Source organism: Actinophytocola sp. (genome assembly GCF_035634895.1).
Classification (GTDB): Bacteria; Actinomycetota; Actinomycetes; order Mycobacteriales; family Pseudonocardiaceae; genus Actinophytocola.
Window position 1 is genome coordinate 14,525 of the sequence record NZ_DASQCC010000017.1, and the last position, 20,186, is coordinate 34,710.

The 20,186-nt window shown below is 74.7% G+C and carries 3 protein-coding genes; all 3 read right to left on the minus strand.

What is annotated here, in order from left to right; translation table 11 throughout:
- Window positions 1-72: 72 nt before the first annotated feature.
- Complete coding sequence (locus VET29_RS03045) at window positions 73-270, minus strand: MbtH family protein (RefSeq protein WP_324914246.1); 198 nt, start codon at window positions 268-270, stop codon at window positions 73-75.
- On the minus strand, window positions 267-1,511 hold the full coding sequence (locus tag VET29_RS03050) for an MFS transporter (protein ID WP_324914250.1): 1,245 nt from the start codon (window positions 1,509-1,511) through the stop codon (window positions 267-269). Before VET29_RS03050 ends, VET29_RS03045 begins: the two co-directional genes overlap by 4 nt.
- Window positions 1,508-20,186 (minus strand): non-ribosomal peptide synthase/polyketide synthase (locus VET29_RS03055; RefSeq protein ID WP_324914253.1); only part of this gene is annotated, 18,679 nt, incomplete at its 5' end. The genes VET29_RS03055 and VET29_RS03050, both read right to left, overlap by 4 nt.

The following is a 20,186-nucleotide window of genomic DNA, read 5'->3' on the forward strand; positions in this document are numbered from 1 at the left end:
CGGTGTCCACCCATGTCGGTGGGTCTGTCGGTGGATCCAGGTTTCCGCCGGCAAGGCGCCGGTCCGTCGTGACTAGCCGATGTCCATGTGTTCGCGCAGCGTGCGGGGGCGCATGTCGGTCCACGTCTCGTCCACGTACGCGGCGCACTCCTCCTGGGTGCCGGTGGGGCCTTCGGTGCGCCAGCCGGCGGGGACGTCGAGGTGGGCCGGCCACAGCGAGTACTGCTCCTCGTCGTTGACGAGCACGCGGTAGGTGATGTCGTCCCTCATGGTGTGGGTTCCTCTCTTTCGGTGCGCCCCGGGTAGTGGCGCAGTGTCGGGTTCACGGTCACCGCCAGTGCGGCGACGGTCATGCCCACCGCGCAGACGAGCACGGCGGTGGTCGGGGTGACGGCCTGGGCCAGCAGGCCGCCGAGGGCCGGGCCGGCGGCCGCGGCCGCGCCGATGGCGACGTTGAGCGTGCCGGACAGGCGCCCGCGCAGCTCGTCCGGTGTCAGCAGGAGCTGGTGGGTGATGATCGTCGTGTTGGCGGTGGGCGCCAGCAGCGCCATGAGCGCGAACAGGACACCGAGCAGGTAGCCGTTGTCGACGGGCACGGCCAGCGGGGACAGCGCGGCGAGCGCCCAGAACACGCCGGCGATGGCCACGTGCGGGGTCAGGCGGCGGTGCAGCCACGGTGCCAGCAGCGCGCCGACCACGCCGCCGACACCGAGCATCGCGGCCATCACGCCGATCTCCCCCGCCGGGATGCCGCGGCGCTGTGCGAGGACGACGACCACCAGGTAGTAGGCGGCGAAGAAGAAGTTGAGCGCGACGGCGCACCCGGTGGTCATGCGGATCTCCCTGCGCTGCCACAGCCAGCGCAGTCCTTCGCCGATCTCGCGGCCGAGGTGCCGCAGCGGCGCGCGGGTGGTCTCCCGCGCGGGGGCGCGCACGAACAGCAGCGTGGTGAACGCGAAGACGTGCGTCACGAGGTCCAGCAGGAACGGCGCCCACCGGGTCACGCCGAACAGCACGCCGCCCAGCGCGGTGCCGGCCATCTGCCCGACCGACGAGCGCGCGCTGTTGGTGGCGACGGCCGTGGCGAGCTGTGCCTCCGGCACGATGGCGGCCAGGATCGCGTCCTCGGCGGGTTCGAACAGTGCGCGGCAGCCGCCCAGCACGGCGGCGACCACGGCCATGTGCGCCACGCCGGCGACGCCGAGCAGCAGTGCCGCGACGAGGCTGGTGAGCGCCAGCACCTGGGCGATCTCGCAGGCCAGCATGACGCGCCGGCGGTTCCAGCGATCGACGAGCGCGCCGCCGGGCAGTGCGAGCGCGGCCTGTGCGACGGCGTCGGCCGCGAGCACCAGTCCCGACGCCGCGGCGGAGCCGGTGAGCGCCAGCACGACGAGCGGGAACGCCAGCGTGGACGCGCTGAAGCCGATCTCGGCGGCGCCTTGCCCGACCCACAGCAGCGTGAAGTCGCGGTTGCGGGCCAGGGACGGTGTGTCCACCTCGGACGTCGTCATCGGACGTCCCCCGCGATGCCGCGCAGTGCCTTGGCGAAGTCACCGGCGACCGTCTCGATCGTGCCGCGGGCGTAGTGGTCGGTCCGGTAGTACCAGACGAACGACAGCTGGCCGTCGTTGACCTCGCCGACCACGTCGATGAGGTGCTGGCCGGTGTCGGCCGGGTCGTGGTCGGCGCCGATGGCGGGCAGGGTGGCGCCGAACAGGCCGCCGTCCTCCTCGGCGCGGGAGTCGAACTGGCCGAGGTAGTTGAACGACAGCCGGGGCAGCGGTCCCGGCGGGTCGAGGGTACCGAGGTAACGCAGTGCGCCGTAGCCGAAACCGTTGCCGGGCAAGGCACGCAGCTGCTTGCGGACCCCGCGGACGACGGTCCGCCAGTCGCCGTCGGTGACCGAGACCGCGACCGGGAACATCGTGGTGAACCAGCCGGCCGTGCGGGACACGTCGAGGTCCAGGACGTCCTCGCGGCCGTGCCCTTCGAGGGTGACGGCGACGCGGTCGCGACCGGTCCAGCGGGTGAGCGCCCAGGCCAGTGCGGCGAGCAGCACGTCGTTGACCCGTGTGCGGTAGGCGGTGGGCGCCCCGCGCAGCAACGCGTCGGTGTCGGTGGTGTCGAGCGCGATCTCGATCGCGTCGAGGCCGGCCGGGCCGCCTGCCCGGTCCGTGGGCAGGTCGGTGGGCAGGTCGCCGTCGCCGGACGCCTCCTGCCAGTAGGGCAGTTCGTGGTCGAGGCCGCCGCCGGCGACCAGCTCGGTGAGCGCGGTCGACCAGCGTTGCCACGAGGTGGTCTTGGCGCCGAGGTCGACCGGGCCACGCAGTGCCTGGTGGTAGGCGGTGTCCAGGTCGTCGAGCAGCAGCCGCCACGACACGCCGTCGACCACGAGGTGGTGCGCGACGAGCAGCAGCCGGGGCCGGCCGCCGTCGGCGAACCGGAACAGCACCGCCCGCAGCAGCGGAGGACTCGCGAGGTCGAAGCCGGCGTGGGCGGCGTCGGCCAGCTCGGCCACGGCCGGGTCCGCCGGCCCGGACAGGTCGTGCACGTCGAGGATGTCGACGGGCTCGTGCGGGGCGTGTTCCTGGTGCCAGCCGGCCGCGTCCTCGTGGAACCGCAGGCGCAGCGAGTCGTGGTGGGCGACCAGCGCGTCGAGTGCGGTGCGCAGGGCCGTGAGATCGGGCTCAGCCGACAGCTCGACGTGGTGGGCCTGGTTGAAGTGGTGCGGGTTCGCCCGCGCCGAGGAGAAGAACCAGTGCTGGATCGGGGTGAGCGGCGCCGTACCGACGACCTCGGCCCGGTCCTCGACCCCGGCCTCGACCGAGACGAGCCCGGCCAGCTCGGCGATCGTCCTCGCCTGGAACAGGTCCTTGGTGGTCAGGTAGAGCCCGTGGCGGCGGGACCGCGCCACGACCTGGACGCTGAGGATCGAGTCGCCGCCGAGCGCGAAGAAGTTGTCGGTGACCCCGACCCGGTCGACCCCGAGGACGTCGGCCCACACCTGGGCGAGCGTGGTCTCCACCGGGGTGGTGGGGGCGACGTACTCGGCCGCGGCGGGCACGAGGTCGGGCTCCGGCAGCGCGCGGCGGTCGACCTTTCCGTTGGGGGACATGGGAAGCGCATCGATGACGGCGAACCCGGTGGGCACCAGGTACGCGGGGACCCGTTCGGTCAGGAAGTCACGCAGCTCGCCGCCGGACAGGTCCGCGCCGGCGACCACGTAGCCGACGAGCCGCTTGTGGCCCGCCGCGTCGGGCCGGACGGCGGCGACGGCGTCGGTGACGTCCGGGTGCTCACGCAGCGCGGCCTCGACCTCGCCCAGCTCGATGCGGAAGCCGCGGACCTTGACCTGGTCGTCGGCACGGCCCAGGAACTCCAGCTCGCCGTCGGCGTTCCACCGCACCAGGTCGCCGGTGCGGTACATCCGCTCCCCCGGCTCGCCGTGCGGGTTGGCGAGGAACCGGGACGCGGTGAGCCCCGGCCGGCCGAGGTACCCCCGCGCCAGCCCGACGCCCGCGACGTACAGCTCGCCGGGCACGCCGACCGGCACCGGTCGCAGGTCGTCGTCGACGACGAGCGCGCGGGTGTGCCAGATGGGCCGGCCGATGGGCGGGGTGCCGCGGTCCGCGGACAGCGGCCGCGACCAGGTGGCGACGACGGTCGCCTCGGTCGGGCCGTAGGCGTTGACCAGCCGCCGGCCCGGCGCCCACTGGCGGACGAGGGCGGCCGAGCAGGCGTCGCCGCCGACGACCAGTGTGGCCAGGTCGGGGAGGTCCATCGCCGGCACGGTCGCCAGCGCGACCGGCGGGATGAGGGTGTGGGTGATCCGGCAGTCCCGCAGCACCGCGCCGAGGTGCTCGCCCAGCAGCGGGCCGGGCGGCGGCACGACGATGGCCGCGCCGTGCGGCAGCGCGAGGCACAGCTCCAGCACCGAGGCGTCGAAACTCGGTGAGGAGAAAGCCAGCACGCGGTCGCCGGGCCGCACGGCGAACCGGTCGGCCTCCGCGAACGCGAAGTTGGCGAGTCCGGCGTGGGTCACGGCCACGCCCTTGGGCCGCCCGGTCGACCCGGAGGTGTAGATGAGGTAGGCGGTGTTGGCCAGCTCGGCGACCGCCGGTTCGATCCCCTCGTCCACTGTGGACACCTGGGCGGGGTCGTCGACGACGAGCACCGGCCGGGCGTCGGCGAGCATGAACTCCTTGCGGTCGCTCGGATAGTCCGGGTCCACCGGCAGGTAGGCGGCGCCGGTCGCGGCGACCGCGAGCTGGGCGACGACCAGTTCGGCGGAGCGGGGCAGTGCCAGGGCGACGACCGTCTCGGGGCGGGCGCCCCTGGCGGCCAGCACGCGCGCCAGCCGGTCGGCGCGGGCCGACAGCTCGGCGTAGGTCAGCACGAGGTCGCCGGCGATCAGGGCGGGCGCGTCGGGCGTCCGCGCGACCTGTGACCGGAACAGCTCGATCAGCGTCGCGGGCGCGATGTCCGGGCCGGCGTCGTGCCAGGAGTCGACGAGGTCGCGTTCGGCGTCGGTGACGACGTCGATGGCGCCGACGGGCACGGTCGGGTCGGCGGCCGCGGCGGACAGGACGCGGTCGAGTCCGGCGGCGAACCGCCGGGCGGTGGCGGCGTCGAACAGGTCGGTGTTGTAGGTGAGCGTCGCGCCCAGCGAGCCGTCCTCGATCTCGTGGAACTCGAAGGTCAGGTCGTAGCTCGCGGAGACGACCGGGAACTCGACGTCCTCGGCGGTGAGCCCGGGGAACCCCGCCACGCCGTCCGCGCCGCGGCCGGCCGCGTTCTGCAGCACGACCATGGCCTGGAACAGCGGCGTCCGGCCCGGGTCGCGGTCCGGGTCGACGGCGTCGACGACCCGCTCGAAGGGCACGTCCTGGTTGTCGAACGCGGCCAGCGCGGTCTCCCGCACCCGCCGCAGGTGGTCGGTGAACGGCAGGCGGGCGTCGACGGGGGTGCGCAGCGCGATCGTGTTGACGAAGAACCCGACGAGCCGCCGCAGGTCCGGGTGCGTCCGGCCGTTGGAGACGGTGCCGACCGCGAAGTCGTCCTGCCCGCTGAAGCGGTGCAGCAGCGCGGTGCACGCGGCGACCAGCGCCAGGAACAGGGTGCCGTCCTGGCCGCGGGCGACCGTGCGCAGGGCGTCGGCGACGGTCGCCGGCACGGTCAACTCCAGCTGTGCGCCCGCGGTGGTGTGTGCCGCGGGTCGTGGGCGGTCGGCGGGCAGTTCGAGCGCGGGCACGCCGGCCAGCACGCGCCGCCAGTGCGCGAGCTGGGTGTCCAGCACCTCGCCGCGGGAGCGTTGCCAGGCGGCGAAGTCGCGGTAGCGCACCGGCGGCTCGGGCAGGTCGGCCCGGGTGCCGGCGACGTGGGCGCGGTACAGCTCGGCGAGGTCACGCACCATCACGCCGGCCGACCAGCCGTCGGTGATCACGTGGTGCGCGGTCAGGGCGAGCACGTGGTCGTCGGGCGCGACCCGGAGCACGGCCGGCCGGAACAGCGGCCCGGTGGCCAGGTCGAACGGCTCGGCGGCGGCCTCGGCGAGTGCGGCGTCGAGGTCGGTGACCGCGGTGACCGGCAGCGGGACGTCGCCGGGTGGGTGGATGCGCGCCACGCCGTGTCCGTCGACCTCGTGACAGGTGGTGCGCAGCGACTCGTGCCGGGCCACCAGCGCGGTCATGGCGGCTGAGAGCGCGTCGCGGTCGAGTCGTCCACGCAGCCGCACGGCCAGGGGCACGGTGTACTCGGTGCTGTCCGGCTCGTACTGGTGCAGGAACCACAGCCGCTGCTGGGCGAACGAGAGCGGGTGGTCGGGGCCGTCGGGCACGGCCGGGATCCGCTCGGCGAGCTGGTCGCCCAGCACGTCGGCCAGCTCGGCGACCGTGCTGTGGGTGAAGAGGGTGAGCGGTGACATCTCGACGCCGAGTGCGTCGCGTACCCGGGAGACGACCTGGATGCTCAGGATGGAGTCGCCGCCGAGGGCGAAGTAGTTGTCGGTGACGCCGACCCGGTCGACCCCGAGGACGTCCGCCCACACCTGGGCGAGCGTGGCCTCGACCGCGGTCCTGGGCGCGGCGAACTCGGGCGCGGCGGGTGCCAGGTCCGGCTCGGGCAGGGCGCGCCGGTCGACCTTTCCGTTGGGGGACATGGGCAGCGCGTCGATGACGGCGAACCCGGTGGGCACCATGTACGCCGGCAGCCGCGCGGCGAGGAACTCACGCAGCTCGCCCCCGGACGGCGCGCGTCCCGGCTCGGCCACAACGTAGCCGAGGAGCCGCTTGTGGCCCGCGTCGTCGGGCCGGGCGGCGGCGACGGCGTCGGCGACGTCCGGGTGCTCACGCAGCACCGCCTCGACCTCGCCCAGCTCGACGCGGAAGCCACGCACCTTCACCTGGCCGTCGACGCGGCCGAGGAACTCCAGCTCCCCGGCGGCGGTCCAGCGCACGTGGTCGCCGGTCCGGTACATCCGCTCCCCCGGCCCGCCGTGCGGGTCGGCGACGAACCGCGACGCCGTCAGTCCCGGCCGCCTCAGGTACCCGCGGGCCAGGCCGACGCCCCCGATGTACAGCTCGCCACGCATCCCGACCGGCACCGGTCGCAGGTCGTCGTCGAGCACGAGCCCGCGGAACCGCGGGATCGGCCGGCCGATGGGCGGGGTGGCGCCGTCCGGGGTCAGCGGCTCGGACCAGGTGCTGATCGCGGTGGCCTCGGTCGGGCCGTACCCGTTGAGCATCCGGCGGCCCGGTGCCCACTGCCGGACGAGCGCCGCGGTGCACGCGTCGCCGCCGACCATCAGGGACCGCAGGTCGGGCAGTGCCATCGCGGGCACGGTGGCCATCGCGGCCGGCGGGATGAACGTGTGGTTGATGCGGCAGTCCCGCAGTGCCGCGCCGAGGTGCTCGCCCAGCAGCGGCCCGGGCGGTGGGACGACCAGCGCGGCGCCGTTGGGCAGGGCCAGGCACAGCTCCAGCACCGACGCGTCGAAGCTCGGCGAGGAGAACGCCAGCACCCGGTCACCGGGCCGGGCCGCGAACTGGTGTGCCTCGGCGGCGGCGAAGTTCGCCAGCCCGGCGTGGGTGACGACGACCCCCTTGGGGCGGCCGGTCGACCCGGAGGTGTAGATGACGTAGGCCGCGTTGGTCACCTCGGCGACCGCGGGCTCGGCGCCGGGTTCCGCGGCGAGCGCGGACACCTGGGACAGGTCGTCGATGACGAGCACCGGCTCGGTGTCGGCGAGCATGAACTCCTTGCGGTCGCTCGGGTAGTCGGGGTCGACCGGCAGGTAGGCCGCACCGGCGGCGGCCACGGCCAGCTGCGCGACGATCAGCTCGATCGACCGCGGCAGCACCAGTGCCACGACCGTCTCCGGGCGGGCACCGCGGGCGGCGAGCACCCGCCCGAGCGTGTCGACGCGCTCGGCCAGCTCCGCGTAGGTCAGCTCCTGGTCCCCGGCGATCAGTGCCGGCGCGTCGGGTGTCCGCTCGGCCTGGGCGCGGAACAGGTCGATCAGCGTGGCGGGCCGGGTGTCGGTCGCGGCGCCCTGCCACTCGTCGAGCACCAGCCGGCGTTCGGCGGTCGACAGCAGCGGCAGCTCGCCCAGTGTGCGGTCGGGGTCGGTGGCCATGGCCGCGACGAGCCGGCGGAGCCGGGTGGCGAGGGTCTCGGCGGTGGACCGGTCGAACAGGCGCGGGTCGTAGCCCAGCTCCAGGTGCAGGCCGGCGTCGTCGACGTGGGCCGTGAGGCTCAGCGCCAGGTTGGTGGTCTCGACGCTGTCGGCGGCCGCGACCTGCGGGCCGTCGGTGTGCTCGGCCTCGATGGGGTAGTTCTCGAACGCGACGAGGCTGTCGAACAGCGGCCCGGCCGCACCGGTCATCGTGCCGCAGGCCCGGACCTGGGCCAGTGACAGGAAGTCGAAGCGGCGGGACTCGGCCTGCGCCTCCTGCAGCGCACGCAGCCACGGCAGCACGGCCTCGCCCGGCTCGACGTGGACGCGGCTGGGCACGGTGTTGATGAACATGCCGACGATCGACTCGGCGCCGGGCAGGTCGCCGGGCCGGCCGGACACGGTGGTGCCGAACACGACGTCCTGCTCACCGCTGTACCGGGCGAGCAGCAGCGCCCACGCGGCCTGCACGACGGTGTTGACGGTCAGGCCGTGCTCGCGGGCGGTGCGCTCGAGGTCGGCCGCCGGCAGCGACAGCCGGACGGCAGCGGTCGTCTCGGTGCGGTGGGCGGCGACGGGTGGACGGTCGAAGGGCAGCGGGGTGCGGCCGGTGATCCCGGCGAGGACGTCGCGCCAGTGGTGCTCGGCCGCGGCCACGTCCTGGCCGGCGAGCCAGGCCAGGTAGTCGCGGAAGGGGCGCCGGACGGGTTGTGCCGCGGGCCGGCCGGTGGTGAGCGCGAGGTACTCGCCCAGCACGTCGCCGAACACCTGGGAGGTGCTCCAGCCGTCGAGCAGCAGGTGGTGGCAGGTCCACAGCAGCTCGACCGCGCCGGGCCCGGCGGGCGCCAGCACCAGCCGCATGAGCGGTGCGGCGGCCGGGTCGAGGTCGACGGACTCGTCGGCGTCGGTGATCGGCCGGTGCTCGACGGGGACGTCGACGTGCCGGTACACGACCTGCGCCGGGGTGCCGACGCCGCGCCAGGCGAACGCGGTGCGCAGGATCGGGGTGCGGTCGACGACCCGCTGCCACGCGGCGGCGAACAGCTCCGGATCGTCCACACCGGACAGCCGGACGCGGGTGTGGGTGACGTAGGCGCCGGCGTCGTCGAGGCTGTGGAACAGCATGCCGGCCTGCATCGGGGTGAGCGCGTAGACGTCCTCGACGTCCCGGCCGTCGACCAGCAGGTCCACTTCGGACTGTGTGAGGGTGGCGAGGGGGAAGTCCGACGGGGTGCGTCCGCCGTGTTCGGCGCAGTGCGCGGTGATCTCGCGCAGCGCGTCGGCGGCGCGGTCGGCGAGGCGCCGGATCGTCCGCTCGTCGTGGACCTCGCCGCTGTACTCCCATTCCAGCCGCAGGCGGCCGTTCTCGACGGCGGCGAGGATGTCGATCAGGTGTCCGCGTTCCGCGCCGGGCGCGATGTCCTGGCCGAGGTGGCCGGCGTCGGCCCGCAGCAGGCCCTCCGCCGCGTCCTCCGACGCGTAGCGGCCGAGGTAGTTCACGCAGATCTGGGGGGCGGGCACGTCGTCGAGGCCCGCGCCTGGGCGGAGGTGGCGCAGTGCCCCGAAGCTGATGCCGTTGCGTGGCACGGCACGCAGGGTTTCCTTGACGGACTTGATCGTCGCGTCCCAGCCGGCGGGCACGTCGATCGCGACGGGGAACTCGCTGGTGAACCAGCCGGCGGTGCGGCTGGTGTCCACGCCGTCGAGGACGTCCTCGCGGCCGTGGCCCTCCAGGGTGACGAGGACCCGCGGCTGTCCGGTCCATTCGCCGACGGCGCGTCCGATCGCGGCGAGCAGCACGTCGTTGACCTGCGTGCGGTAGGCGTCGGGCACCTGGCGCAGCAGGGCGTCGGTCTCCTCCTCGCTGAGGACCGTGGTCACGCCGCGGGCGTCGGCGACCCGGTTGCCGCCGTTCTCGTGGTCGACGGGCAGCGGTGGCGTGGCGGGGATCGCCTGCCAGTACGCCAGGTCGTCGTCGAAGCCGCCGGCGCGCGTGTGCTCGTCGAGCAGCCGGGCCCACTGCCCGAAGGAGACGGTGCGGGGACCGAGCTCCGCGCCGCGGTAGGCGCGTTCGAGGTCGGCGAGCAGGATCCGCCAGGACACGGCGTCCACGACCAGGTGGTGCGCGGTCAGGAAGAGCACCGGGGTGCCGCCGGCGAACAGGATCGCGCGCAGCACCCTCCCCTCGGTGGGCCGCAGGGACTCCTGCGCGGCACGCGCGAGCTGGTCGCGGGCGACGTCCCCGGCCACCACGTCGAGGACGTCGCCCGCTGGTCCGGGTTCCTGGGTGGTGTCGGTGAACCGGGTCCGCAGCGCGGGGTGGTGCTCGACGAGCGCGGCCAGCGCCGCGCGCAGCCGCTCGGCGTCGACGTGCGGGTCCACCTCGACGGTCATGGACATCGCGTAGTGGTCGCGGTGTGCCGGGAGCGTGGCGAACAGCCAGCGCTGGATCGGCGTGAGCGGCGCGGGTCCGGCGACCTCGGCGACGGGTGCGGGACCGGTGTCGCGGGTGGCGACGATGGCGAGGTCGGCGACGGTCTGGCGGAGGAAGATGTCCTTGGCCGTCAGGCGGATCCCGGCCTCACGGGCCGTCGAGACGACCTGCATGCTCAGGATGGAGTCGCCGCCGAGGGCGAAGAAGTTGTCGTGCGCGCCGACCGTGCCGGCGCCGAGGACGTCGGTCCAGATCGCGGCCAGGTCGGCCTCCATGCCGGCGCGGGGTGCGACGTGGCCGCGGTCCTCGCGCATCGCGGGTTCGGGCAGGGCGCGGTGGTCGAGCTTGCCGCTGGGCGTCAGCGGCAGGCGGTCGAGGGGCACGAGCGCGGCGGGCACGAGGTAGTCGGGCAGGGTGGCACGCAGGTGGGAGGTCAGCTCGTCGGGGTCGCCGCCGACGACGTAGCCGACGAGCCGCAGGTGGTCGCCTGCCTTCCGGGCGACCACGGCGGCGTCGCGCACGTCGGGGTGGGCGAGCAGGACGGCGGTCGTCTCGCCGGGCTCGACCCGGTGGCCGCGGATCTTGACCTGGTCGTCGACCCGGCCGAGGTAGTCCAGCTCGCCCCCGGTGGTCCAGCGGACGCGGTCGCCGGTGCGGTACATGCGCGTGCCCGGGGCACCGAACGGGTCGGCGACGAACCGTCGCGCGGTCAGCACCGGCCGGTCCAGGTAGCCGCGGGCGACCTGCGGGCCCGCCAGGTACAGCTCGCCCGGCACGCCGACGGGCACCGGCCGCAGCTCGGTGTCCAGCACGTACGCGCGCACCGTCCGCATCGGCCGGCCGATCACGGGCCGGGTGCCGGGGGTGATCCGGCAGCCCGTGGCGTCCACCGTGACCTCGGTGGGGCCGTAGTAGTTGACCGCCATGAGGTCCGGCTGCCCGGCGAGTGACCGCCACAGCCGCTCGCCGGCGGCCTCGCCGCCGATCATGACCATGTTCAGGCCGGCCGTCAGCAGTCCTGCCGTCACCAGCTGGGTGGCGTAGGTGGGGGTGAGGTCGACCGCCGTGATCCCGGTGCGGCGGAAGTGCTCGACCAGCATGGGCGGGTCGAGGCGCAGGTCCTCGTCGATCACGTGCAGCTCGTGGCCCGCGGCCAGGAACAGCAGGCCCTCCAGCGAGGTGTCGAACGAGAACGTGGCGGTCAGCGCGAACCGCTGCCGGCCGGGCAGCCGGCCGATGAGGTGCTGCCGGTGGTCGTGCAGCAGGGCGGCCAGGTTGCCGTGGTCGACCACGACGCCCTTGGGCTGCCCGGTCGACCCGGAGGTGTGGATGACGTAGGCCCGGTGCCGCGGGTGCGCCACCACGCCGGGGTCGGTGGCGGGCAGGCCCGCGGTGTCGGGCAGGGCGTCGAGGACGACCGCGGGGGCGGTGTCGGCGAGCAGGAACTCGACGCGGTCGGCCGGCAGGCCGCGGTCGACGGGAATGTAGGCGGCGCCCGACTTCAGCACGCCGAGCAGGCCGACGACGAAGTCGACCGACCGGGGCAGGCGCAGCGCGACGTGCCGTTCCGGGCCGGCGCCGTGCGCGCGGAGCCAGTGGGCGAGCCGGTTGGCGTCGGCGTCCAGCTCGGCGAAGGTACGGGACTCGGCGCCGCACACGACGGCGACCGCGTCCGGGGTGCGGGCGGCCTGGGCCGCGAACACCTCGGTGAACAGCGGGTGCGGGCCGGTGTCGCGGCCCTGCCACTCGTCGAGCAGCCTGGCGCGTTCGCCGGTGTCGGTGAGGTCGACGGCGGCCAGCGGCCGGTCCGGTGCCGCGGCGACTTCGGCGAGCAGGACCCGCAGGTGGTGTGCGAGGCGGGCGATGGTGTCCGCGTCGAACAGGTCGGGGTTGTACTCGATGCCGGCGAGCAGCTCGGGGCCGTACTGCTGGAACTCGATCGTCAGGTCGTGGGTCGAACTGACGATCGGCGCGGCGACCTCGGTCGCGGTGAGCCCGGGCAGGTCCGGTACCTCGTCCGGGGTGTTCTGCAGCAACACCATCACGTCGAACAGGGGGTTGCGGCTGGGGTCGCGCTCGGGGGCCAGCGCGTCCACCACGCGTTCGAACGGCACGTCCTGGTGGGCGAACGCGGCCAGCACGGTGCCACGCACCCGCCGCAGCAGGCCGGCGAAGGTCTCCGCCGGGTCGACGTCGGTGCGCAGGGTGACGGTGTTGACGAAGAACCCGACGAGCCGGTCCAGCTCGGCGCGGTCGCGGCCGGCGGTGACGGTGCCGACGGCGATGTCGCGCTGGCCCGAGTAGCGGGCCAGCAGCACCTGGCAGGCGGCGAGCAGCGTCATGAACAGCGTGCTGTCGCGGCGCTTGCCCAGCTCGACCAGTGCGGCGGTCTCCTCGGCCGGCAGGCCGAACCGGTGCACCGCGCCGTTGGCGGTGCGCACCGCCGGGCGCGGCCGGTCGGTCGGCAGGTCCAGCGGTTCGACGCCGGCGAGTGCCGTGCGCCAGTGGTCGAGGCTGCGTGCCGCGTCCTCGCCGGCGGCCCAGTCGCGTTGCCAGGCGGCGAAGTCGTTGTAGCGCAACGGGATCGGGTCGAGGGTCGCGCCGGCGTAGAGGGCGGCGAGGTCCTCGGTGAGTACGGCGGTGGACCAGCCGTCGGTGACGATGTGGTGCAGTGCCAGCACGAGCACGTGCTCGGTCGGGGTGAGCCGGACCAGCGTGGTGCGCAGCAGCGGGCCGCGGCGCAGGTCGAACGGGCGCGCGCACTCGGCGGCCAGCACCTCGTCGAGCCGGTCCTGCTCGCCGGCGAGGTCCACCAGCGTGAGGTCGGCGGGCCGGGCGGGATGCACGAGCTGCACACCGCGGCCGTCGACCTCGTCGAAGGTGGTGCGCAGTGACTCGTGGCGGACGACGAGGCCGGTGAGCGCGGTGGTGAGCGCGTCGACGTCGAGGTCTCCGGTCAGGCGCAGCATGGTCGGGGTGACGTACTCGGTGCCGCCCTCCTCGAACTGGTCGAGGAACCACAACCGCTGCTGGGCGAAGGACATCGGGGCGGGCCCGGTGCCGGCGCGGGCGGGGATGGTCGCGGTGTCGCCGCCCGGGACGGCCTTCGCGAGCGCGGCGACGGTCGGGTGCTCGAAGACCGCGCGCGGGGAGATCTGGGTGCCGAAGGCGGCACGCAGCCGCGACACCACGCGGATGGACAGGATCGAGTCCCCGCCGAGGGCGAAGAAGTTGTCGTGCGCGCCGACCCGGTCGACGCCGAGCACGTCGGCCCATGCCGCGGCCACGACCCGTTCGGCCTCGCTGCGGGGCGGGACGTAGGTGTCCGTGGCGCTCAGGTCGGGTGCGGGCAGGGCGCGGCGGTCCAGCTTGCCGGCGGTGGTCATGGGCAGCTCGGCGAGCGGGACGAACGCGGCGGGCACGAGATAGTCGGGCAGCACCCGCGCGAGCGCGGCGCGGGGGTCGTCGGTGTCGCCGACGAGGTAGGCGACGAGCCGGACGCCGGTGGCGCCGTCCTCGCGGGCGATCACGGCCGCGTCCCGCACCCCGGGCAGGCGGCGCAGAACGGCGGCGACCTCGCCGGGCTCCACGCGGAAGCCGCGGATCTTGACCTGGTCGTCGGTGCGGCCCAGGTAGTCCAGGTCGCCCCCGGTGGTCCAGCGGACGCGGTCGCCGGTGCGGTACATGCGTGTGCCGGGCCTGCCGAACGGGTCGGCGACGAAACGGGAGGCGGACAGGCCCGCCCGGTTCAGGTAGCCGCGGGCGACCTGCGGGCCGGCCAGGTACAGCTCGCCCGGCACGCCGACGGGCACCGGGCGCAGCTCGGCGTCCAGCACGTAGGCGCGGACCGTCGTGAGTGGACGGCCGATCAGCGGGCGGCTGCCCGGGGTCAGCGTGCGAACGGTGGCGTCGACGGTGACCTCGGTGGGGCCGTAGTAGTTGACCGCGGTCAGGTCCGTGCGGGCGGCCAGTGCCTGCCACAGGGTGTCGCCGGTGGCCTCGCCGCCGAGCATGACCAGCTCGAGGCCGGCGTCGGCGAGCCCGGCGGCCATGAGCTGGGTGGCGTAGGTCGGGGTGAGGTCGGCGGCGGTGACTCCCCTGCGGCGGAAGTAGCTCACGAGCGCGGGCGGGTCGAGGCGCAGGTCCTCGTCGATCACATGAAGCTCGTGGCCCGCGGCCAGGAACAGCAGGCCCTCCAGCGAGGTGTCGAACGAGAAGGCGGCGGTCAGCGCGAACCGCTGCGGCCGGGTGAGCTGCTCGATGAGGTCGTTGCGGTGGTCGTGCAGCAGGGCGGCCAGGTTGCCGTGGCCGACCACGACGCCCTTGGGCTGCCCGGTGGAGCCGGACGTGTAGATCACGTACGCGGCGTTCTCGGGCCGCACCAGGACGTCGGGGTCGGTTGCCGGATACGCCGACAGGTCGCCCAGCTCGTCGAGCACCAGCACCGGCCGGGCGTCGGCGAGCAGGAACTCGACGCGCTCGGCGGGCAGGCCCGGGTCGATGGGCAGGTAGGCCGCGCCCGACTTCAGCACGGCGAGCAGCGCCACGACCAGGTCGACCGACCGCGGCAGCCGCAGCCCGACCACCGTCTCCGGTCCGGCGCCGGCGGCGACGAGCCGGTTGGCCAGGCGGTTCGCGGCGGTCTCCAGCTCGACGAAGGTCAGCGCCACGTCACCGCACACGACGGCGGTGGCGTGGGGGGTGCGGGTGGCCTGGTGCCGGACCACGTGGTGGTACAGCGGCGCCCCGGCGATGACCGCGTGCTCGGGGGCCGGGAGCACCAGCGCGCGGTCGGCTTCGGACAGCCAGCCCAGCTCGCCGAGCGGGCGGGTCAGGTCCTCGGCCAGCCCGGTGACGAGTGCGCTCAGCCAGCCGGCCACGCGGCCGGCGGTGGCGGCGTCCAGCAGGGCGGGGTCGTAGGCCAGCTCGAAGTGGACCCGCTCGTCCAGGTGCACGGACAGGGTCAGCGGCAGGTTGGTGGTGTCGATCGTCCGCACGCCGGCCAGGCGCAGACCGTCCGAGGTGGACGCGTCCTCGAACGGGTAGTTCTCGAACACCACCACGCTGTCGAACAGCGCGGCGCCCGGGGCGAGGTCGGCGTGGGACTGCACGCGGGTCAGCGCGAGGAAGTCGTGGCGGCGGGCCTCGCTCTGCGCGGCCTGGAGGTCACGGAGCCAGGGACCGGCCGGGCGGCGCGGGTCGACGGCGACCCGGGTGGGCACGGTGTTGATGAACATGCCGACCATCGACTCGACGCCCGGCAGCTCGGCGGGCCGGCCGGAGGTGGTGCTGCCGAACACCACGTCGTCGGTGCCCGCCCAGCGGGACAGCAGCAGCGCCCACGCGCCCTGCACGACGGTGTTGACGGTCAGCCCGGCCCGCTGGGCGGCGGCGCGTAGCCGGCTCGCGTCCAGCCCGGTGCGCACGGCGGCGCTGGACTCGGTGCGGTGTGCCAGGGTGGGTGGCCGGTCGTACGGGATCGCGACGGGTGCGTCGAAGCCGGCCAGCACGGACCGCCAGTAGGTGTCGGCGGCGTCGGTGTCCTGGGCGGCGAGCCAGGTCAGGTAGTCGCGGAACGGGCGGCGGGCCGGCACGGCGGCGGGCTGGCCGCGGGTGATCGCCGCGTGGCGGGCGACCACCTCGGCGAACACCTGCCCGGTGCTCCACCCGTCGAGCAGGACGTGGTGGGTGGACCAGACGAGCTCGACCCGGTCGTCGCCGGTGCGCACGATGGCCAGCCGGGTCAGCGGCGCGCGGGCGGGGTCGATGCGGTCCGCGCGGTCGCGGGCCAGCAGCTCGTCGAGGATGGCGGTCCGCGCCGCCTCGGTCAGGGGGCGCAGGTCGTGCTGGGCGATGTCGAGGTCGACACCGCGGTGCACGACCTGGACCGGCTCGTCGACGCCCTCCCAGACCAGGCGGGTGCGCAGGACCGGCGTGTGCTCGGCGACCTGCCGGAACGCCTCGGCGAGCGTGTCGGGGTCGCCCACGCCGTCGAGGGTGAGCCGGACCTGGTCGACGTAGGCGCCGCTGTCCGGGTCGACGAGGCTGTGGAACAGCATGCCCGCCTGGAGCGGGGTGAGCGGGTAGATGTCCTCGACACCCGCGCCGTCCCCGGCGATCGCGTCGACCTGGGCCTGGGTGAGGCGGGCGAGCGGGAAGTCCGACGGGGTGCGGCCGCCGGAGCCGGGCCGCGCGCAGTGCTCGGCGAGGGCGTGCAGGGCCGCGACCATGCCGTCGGCGAGGCCGCGCACGGTGTGCTCGTTGTGGCGGGCGGTGGAGTACTGCCAGTTCAGGACCAGCTCGCCGTGCTCGACCACACCGTTGATCTCCAGCGGGAAGTCGAGCGGCGCGGCGGCCTCGACCTCGGCGCCGGAGGGCTCGAGGCGGGTGCGGAAGGGGCCGGTGTCGCCCGGGTCGTCCCAGCGGCCGTGGTAGTTGAAGCAGATCTCGGGCAGCGGCGTCGTGAGCCCGCTGCCGGGACGCAGCTGGCGCAGCGCGTCGAAGCTCATGCCGCGCCGGGGCAGGGCACGGACCCGTTCCTTGACCGCCTTGAGGATGGCGTCCCAGCCGTCCGCGGGCACGGTGAGCCACAGCGGGTACAGCGAGGTGAACCAGCCGACCGTGCGGGACAGGTCGGCGCCGGGGAGGACGTCCTCGCGGCCGTGGCCCTCCAGCGTGACGGCGACGGCGTCCTCGCCGGTCCAGCCGGCGAGGACGCGGCCGAGTGCGGTCAGCAGGACCTCGTCGGCGTGGGCGCGGTAGCGCTCCTCGGCGAGGCGCAGCAGCGTGGCGGTGGTGTCGCGGTCGAGGCGGGCGGTCAGCGAGCGGGCGGTGCCGGCGGTGGCCTCGCCGTCCCGGTCGGCGGGCAGCGGCGCCGGGGAGGGCAGGGCGGTCCAGTACGGCAGGTCGTCGTCGAACCCGCCGGCGGCGACGTGCGCACGCAGCCGGTGTGCCCACTCGCCGAACCCCGTGCCGGTGGCGGTGAGCCGCATCGGCTCACCCGCCACCGCCTGGGTGTAGGCGGTGCGCAGGTCCTCCGCCAGCACCCGCCACGACACCCCGTCCACGACGAGGTGGTGGGCGACCAGCAGGAGCCGGGCCGGCCGCCCACGTCCGAGGTCGAACAGCAGGACCCGCAGCACGGGCCCCTCGATGAGGTCCAGCGCCGCCCGCGCCGTCTCGGCGGCGGCGGCCACGCGGGTCGGGACGTCGGCCTCGGCGACCGAGGCGAGGTCGATCGTCTCGACGTCCACGGTGGACGCCGCGGGCTCCTGCCGCCACGTGTCACCGTTGAGGTGGAACCGGGTGCGCAGCGCGTCGTGGTGGGCCACGACCGCGCGCACGGCGGCGGTCAGCGCGGTGCGGTCGACCCCGTCGGCGAGGTCCGACGCGAGCGACATCGTGTAGTGCGGCCGGGGGCCGTGGGTGCCGAGGAACCAGGACTGGACCGGGGTCAGGGGCGCGGGACCGGCCGGTGCGGGGGCGGTCACGGCGGTGGGCACGGCCGTGGTGACGACGGTCGCCAGCTCGGCGATGGTCTGGTTCGCGAACACGTCGCGGGAGGTGAATCGCAGGCCGGCCTGGCGGGCACGGGACACGAGCTGGATGGACAGGATCGAGTCGCCGCCGAGCCCGAAGAAGTTGTCGTCGCGGCCGACCCGCTCGGCGCCGAGGACCTCGGCCCACAGCGCCGCGAGCGCCGCCTCCATCTCGCCGACGGGTTCCTGGTACGCGGTCCCGGCGTCCGCCTGCGGTGCGGGCAGAGCCTTCCGGTCGATCTTGCCGCTCGCGGCGAGCGGCAGCCGGTCGAGCAGGACGAACACGGCCGGCACCAGGTAGTCGGGCAGGACCCGCTTCAGCTCGGCCCGCAGCCCGGTCGGCGTGGGATCACCGTCGGGGGTGGGCACGACGTAGCCGACGAGCCTGCGGTGCCCGCCGTCCTCCCGGGCGGCCACGCATGCCTCGGCGACGCCGGCGCAGTCCAGCAGCGCGGCCTCGACCTCACCCGGCTCGATGCGGAAGCCGCGGATCTTGATCTGGTCGTCGGTGCGGCCCAGGTACTCGACGGTGCCGGCGGGGGTCCACCTGGCGAGGTCGCCGGTGCGGTACATGCGGGTGCCCGGCGGGCCGAACGGGTCGGCGACGAACCGCCGCGCGGTCAGCCCCGGCCGGTCGAGGTAGCCGCGGGCGACCTGCGAGCCAGCGAGGTACAGCTCGCCCGGCACGCCGGCCGGCACCGGCGCCAGGCTCTCGTCGAGCACGTACGCGCGGGTGTTCCACAGTGGACGGCCGATGATCGGCCGCTCCCCCGTGACCGGTGTGGTCAGCGCGTCGACGGTGACCTCGGTGGGGCCGTAGAAGTTGTAGACGGTGGTGGCGGGCAGCGCGGCCAGCTCGCGCCACAGCGGCTCGTCCAGCGCCTCGCCGCCGACCGTCATGATCGCCGGCCGGTGCCGTGGGTCGGACAGGAGGCCGGCGGGCAGGAGCCGCCGCAGATAGGTCGGGGTCAGGTCCACCAGGTCGATCCGGTTGGCGACCACGTAGTCCACGAACGCCTCGGCGTCGAGCCGCACCTCGTCGGTGATCAGGTGCAACTCGTGGCCCGCGGCCATGAGGACCGGGCCCTCCCACGACGTGTCGAAGGAGAAGACCGCGGACAGCGCGACCCGCAGGGTCGCCCCGCCGGTCGCCGCGGCGAACTCGGCGCGGTGGTTGTGCAGCAGGTTCACCAGGCTCCGGTGCTCGACGACGACGCCCTTGGGCCGGCCGGTGGACCCGGACGTGTAGATCACGTAGGCGGCGTGGTCGGGCCGCGGGCCGGGCGCCGGTGGGGTGTCCGGCAGCCCGTCCGTCTCGGGTGGACGGTCCACGACGAGCACGGCCCGGGAGTCCGCGACGAGCTGGGCGCGCCGGGCGGCCGGCAGGGTGGGGTCGACGGCGAGGTGGATCGCGCCGGCCTTGAAGACGGCCAGCTGCGCGACGACCGCGTCGGCGGTGCGCGGCAGCGCGACGGCCACCACCCGCTCCGGCCCGGCGCCGCCGGCGACGAGCCGGTGTGCCCACTGGTTGGCGCGGCGGTCCAGCTCGGCGAAGGTCAGTCGCTCCGGGCCGCACGTCAGCGCGATCCGGTCGGGGGTGCGCCGGGCCTGTGCCTCGAACACGGCCGGGAAGGTGGTGGCGGGGACGTCGTGCGCGGTGTCGTTCCAGGTGTGCAGCAGGGTGTGGCGTTCGGTGGCCGACAGCCACGCCAGCTCGGCGAGCGGGCGGCGCGGGGTGGCGGTGACGGCGTCGAGCAGGGCAAGCAGATGTCCGGCCATGCGCTCGACCGTGGCCTGGTCGAACAGGTCGGTGCTGTACTCGACGACGCAGTCGATGCGGTCGGCCCGCTCGGTGAAGTCGATGCTGAGGTCGAAGTTGGCGTTCGCGCGCCGCAGCGCGACCTCCTCCACGGCCAGTCCGGGGAACGGCGGCAGACCCGCGCGTTCGTTCTGGACCGTCACCATGACGTCGAACAGCGGGTTGCGGCTGGGGTCGCGGGGCGCGCCCGCGACCTCGACGAGCCGGTCGAACGGCACCTCGTCGTGGCGCAGCGCCTCGAGGGTGTCCGCCCGGACCCGTGCCAGCAGGTCGGCGAACGACCCGGCCAGGTCCACCGCGGACCGCAGGACGACGGTGTTGACGAAGAACCCGACGACCCCGTCCAGCTCGGGGCGGGTACGTCCGGAGGTCACGGTGCCCAACGACACGTCCCGCTGGCCGCTGTAGCGGGCCAGCAGGACCGCGGAGGCCGCTGTCAGGGTGGTGAACAGCGTCGTGTCGTTGGTGGCGGCGACTTCGGTGAGCCGCGTGGCCAATGCCCCGGGCACCGTGAACTCGTGCGCCGCGCCCCTGGTGGATCGCATCGCGGGACGCGGGCGGTCGGTGGGCAGTTCGAGCGGGGTGGCACCGTCGAGCGCCCGGCGCCAGTACTCGGTGTGTTCCTCCATCTCCGGACCCGAGAGCCGGTCCTGTTGCCACACCGCGTAGTCCGCGTACTGCAACGCGGGCGCGGCGGGCGCCGACCCGGCGTACTCGGCGGCC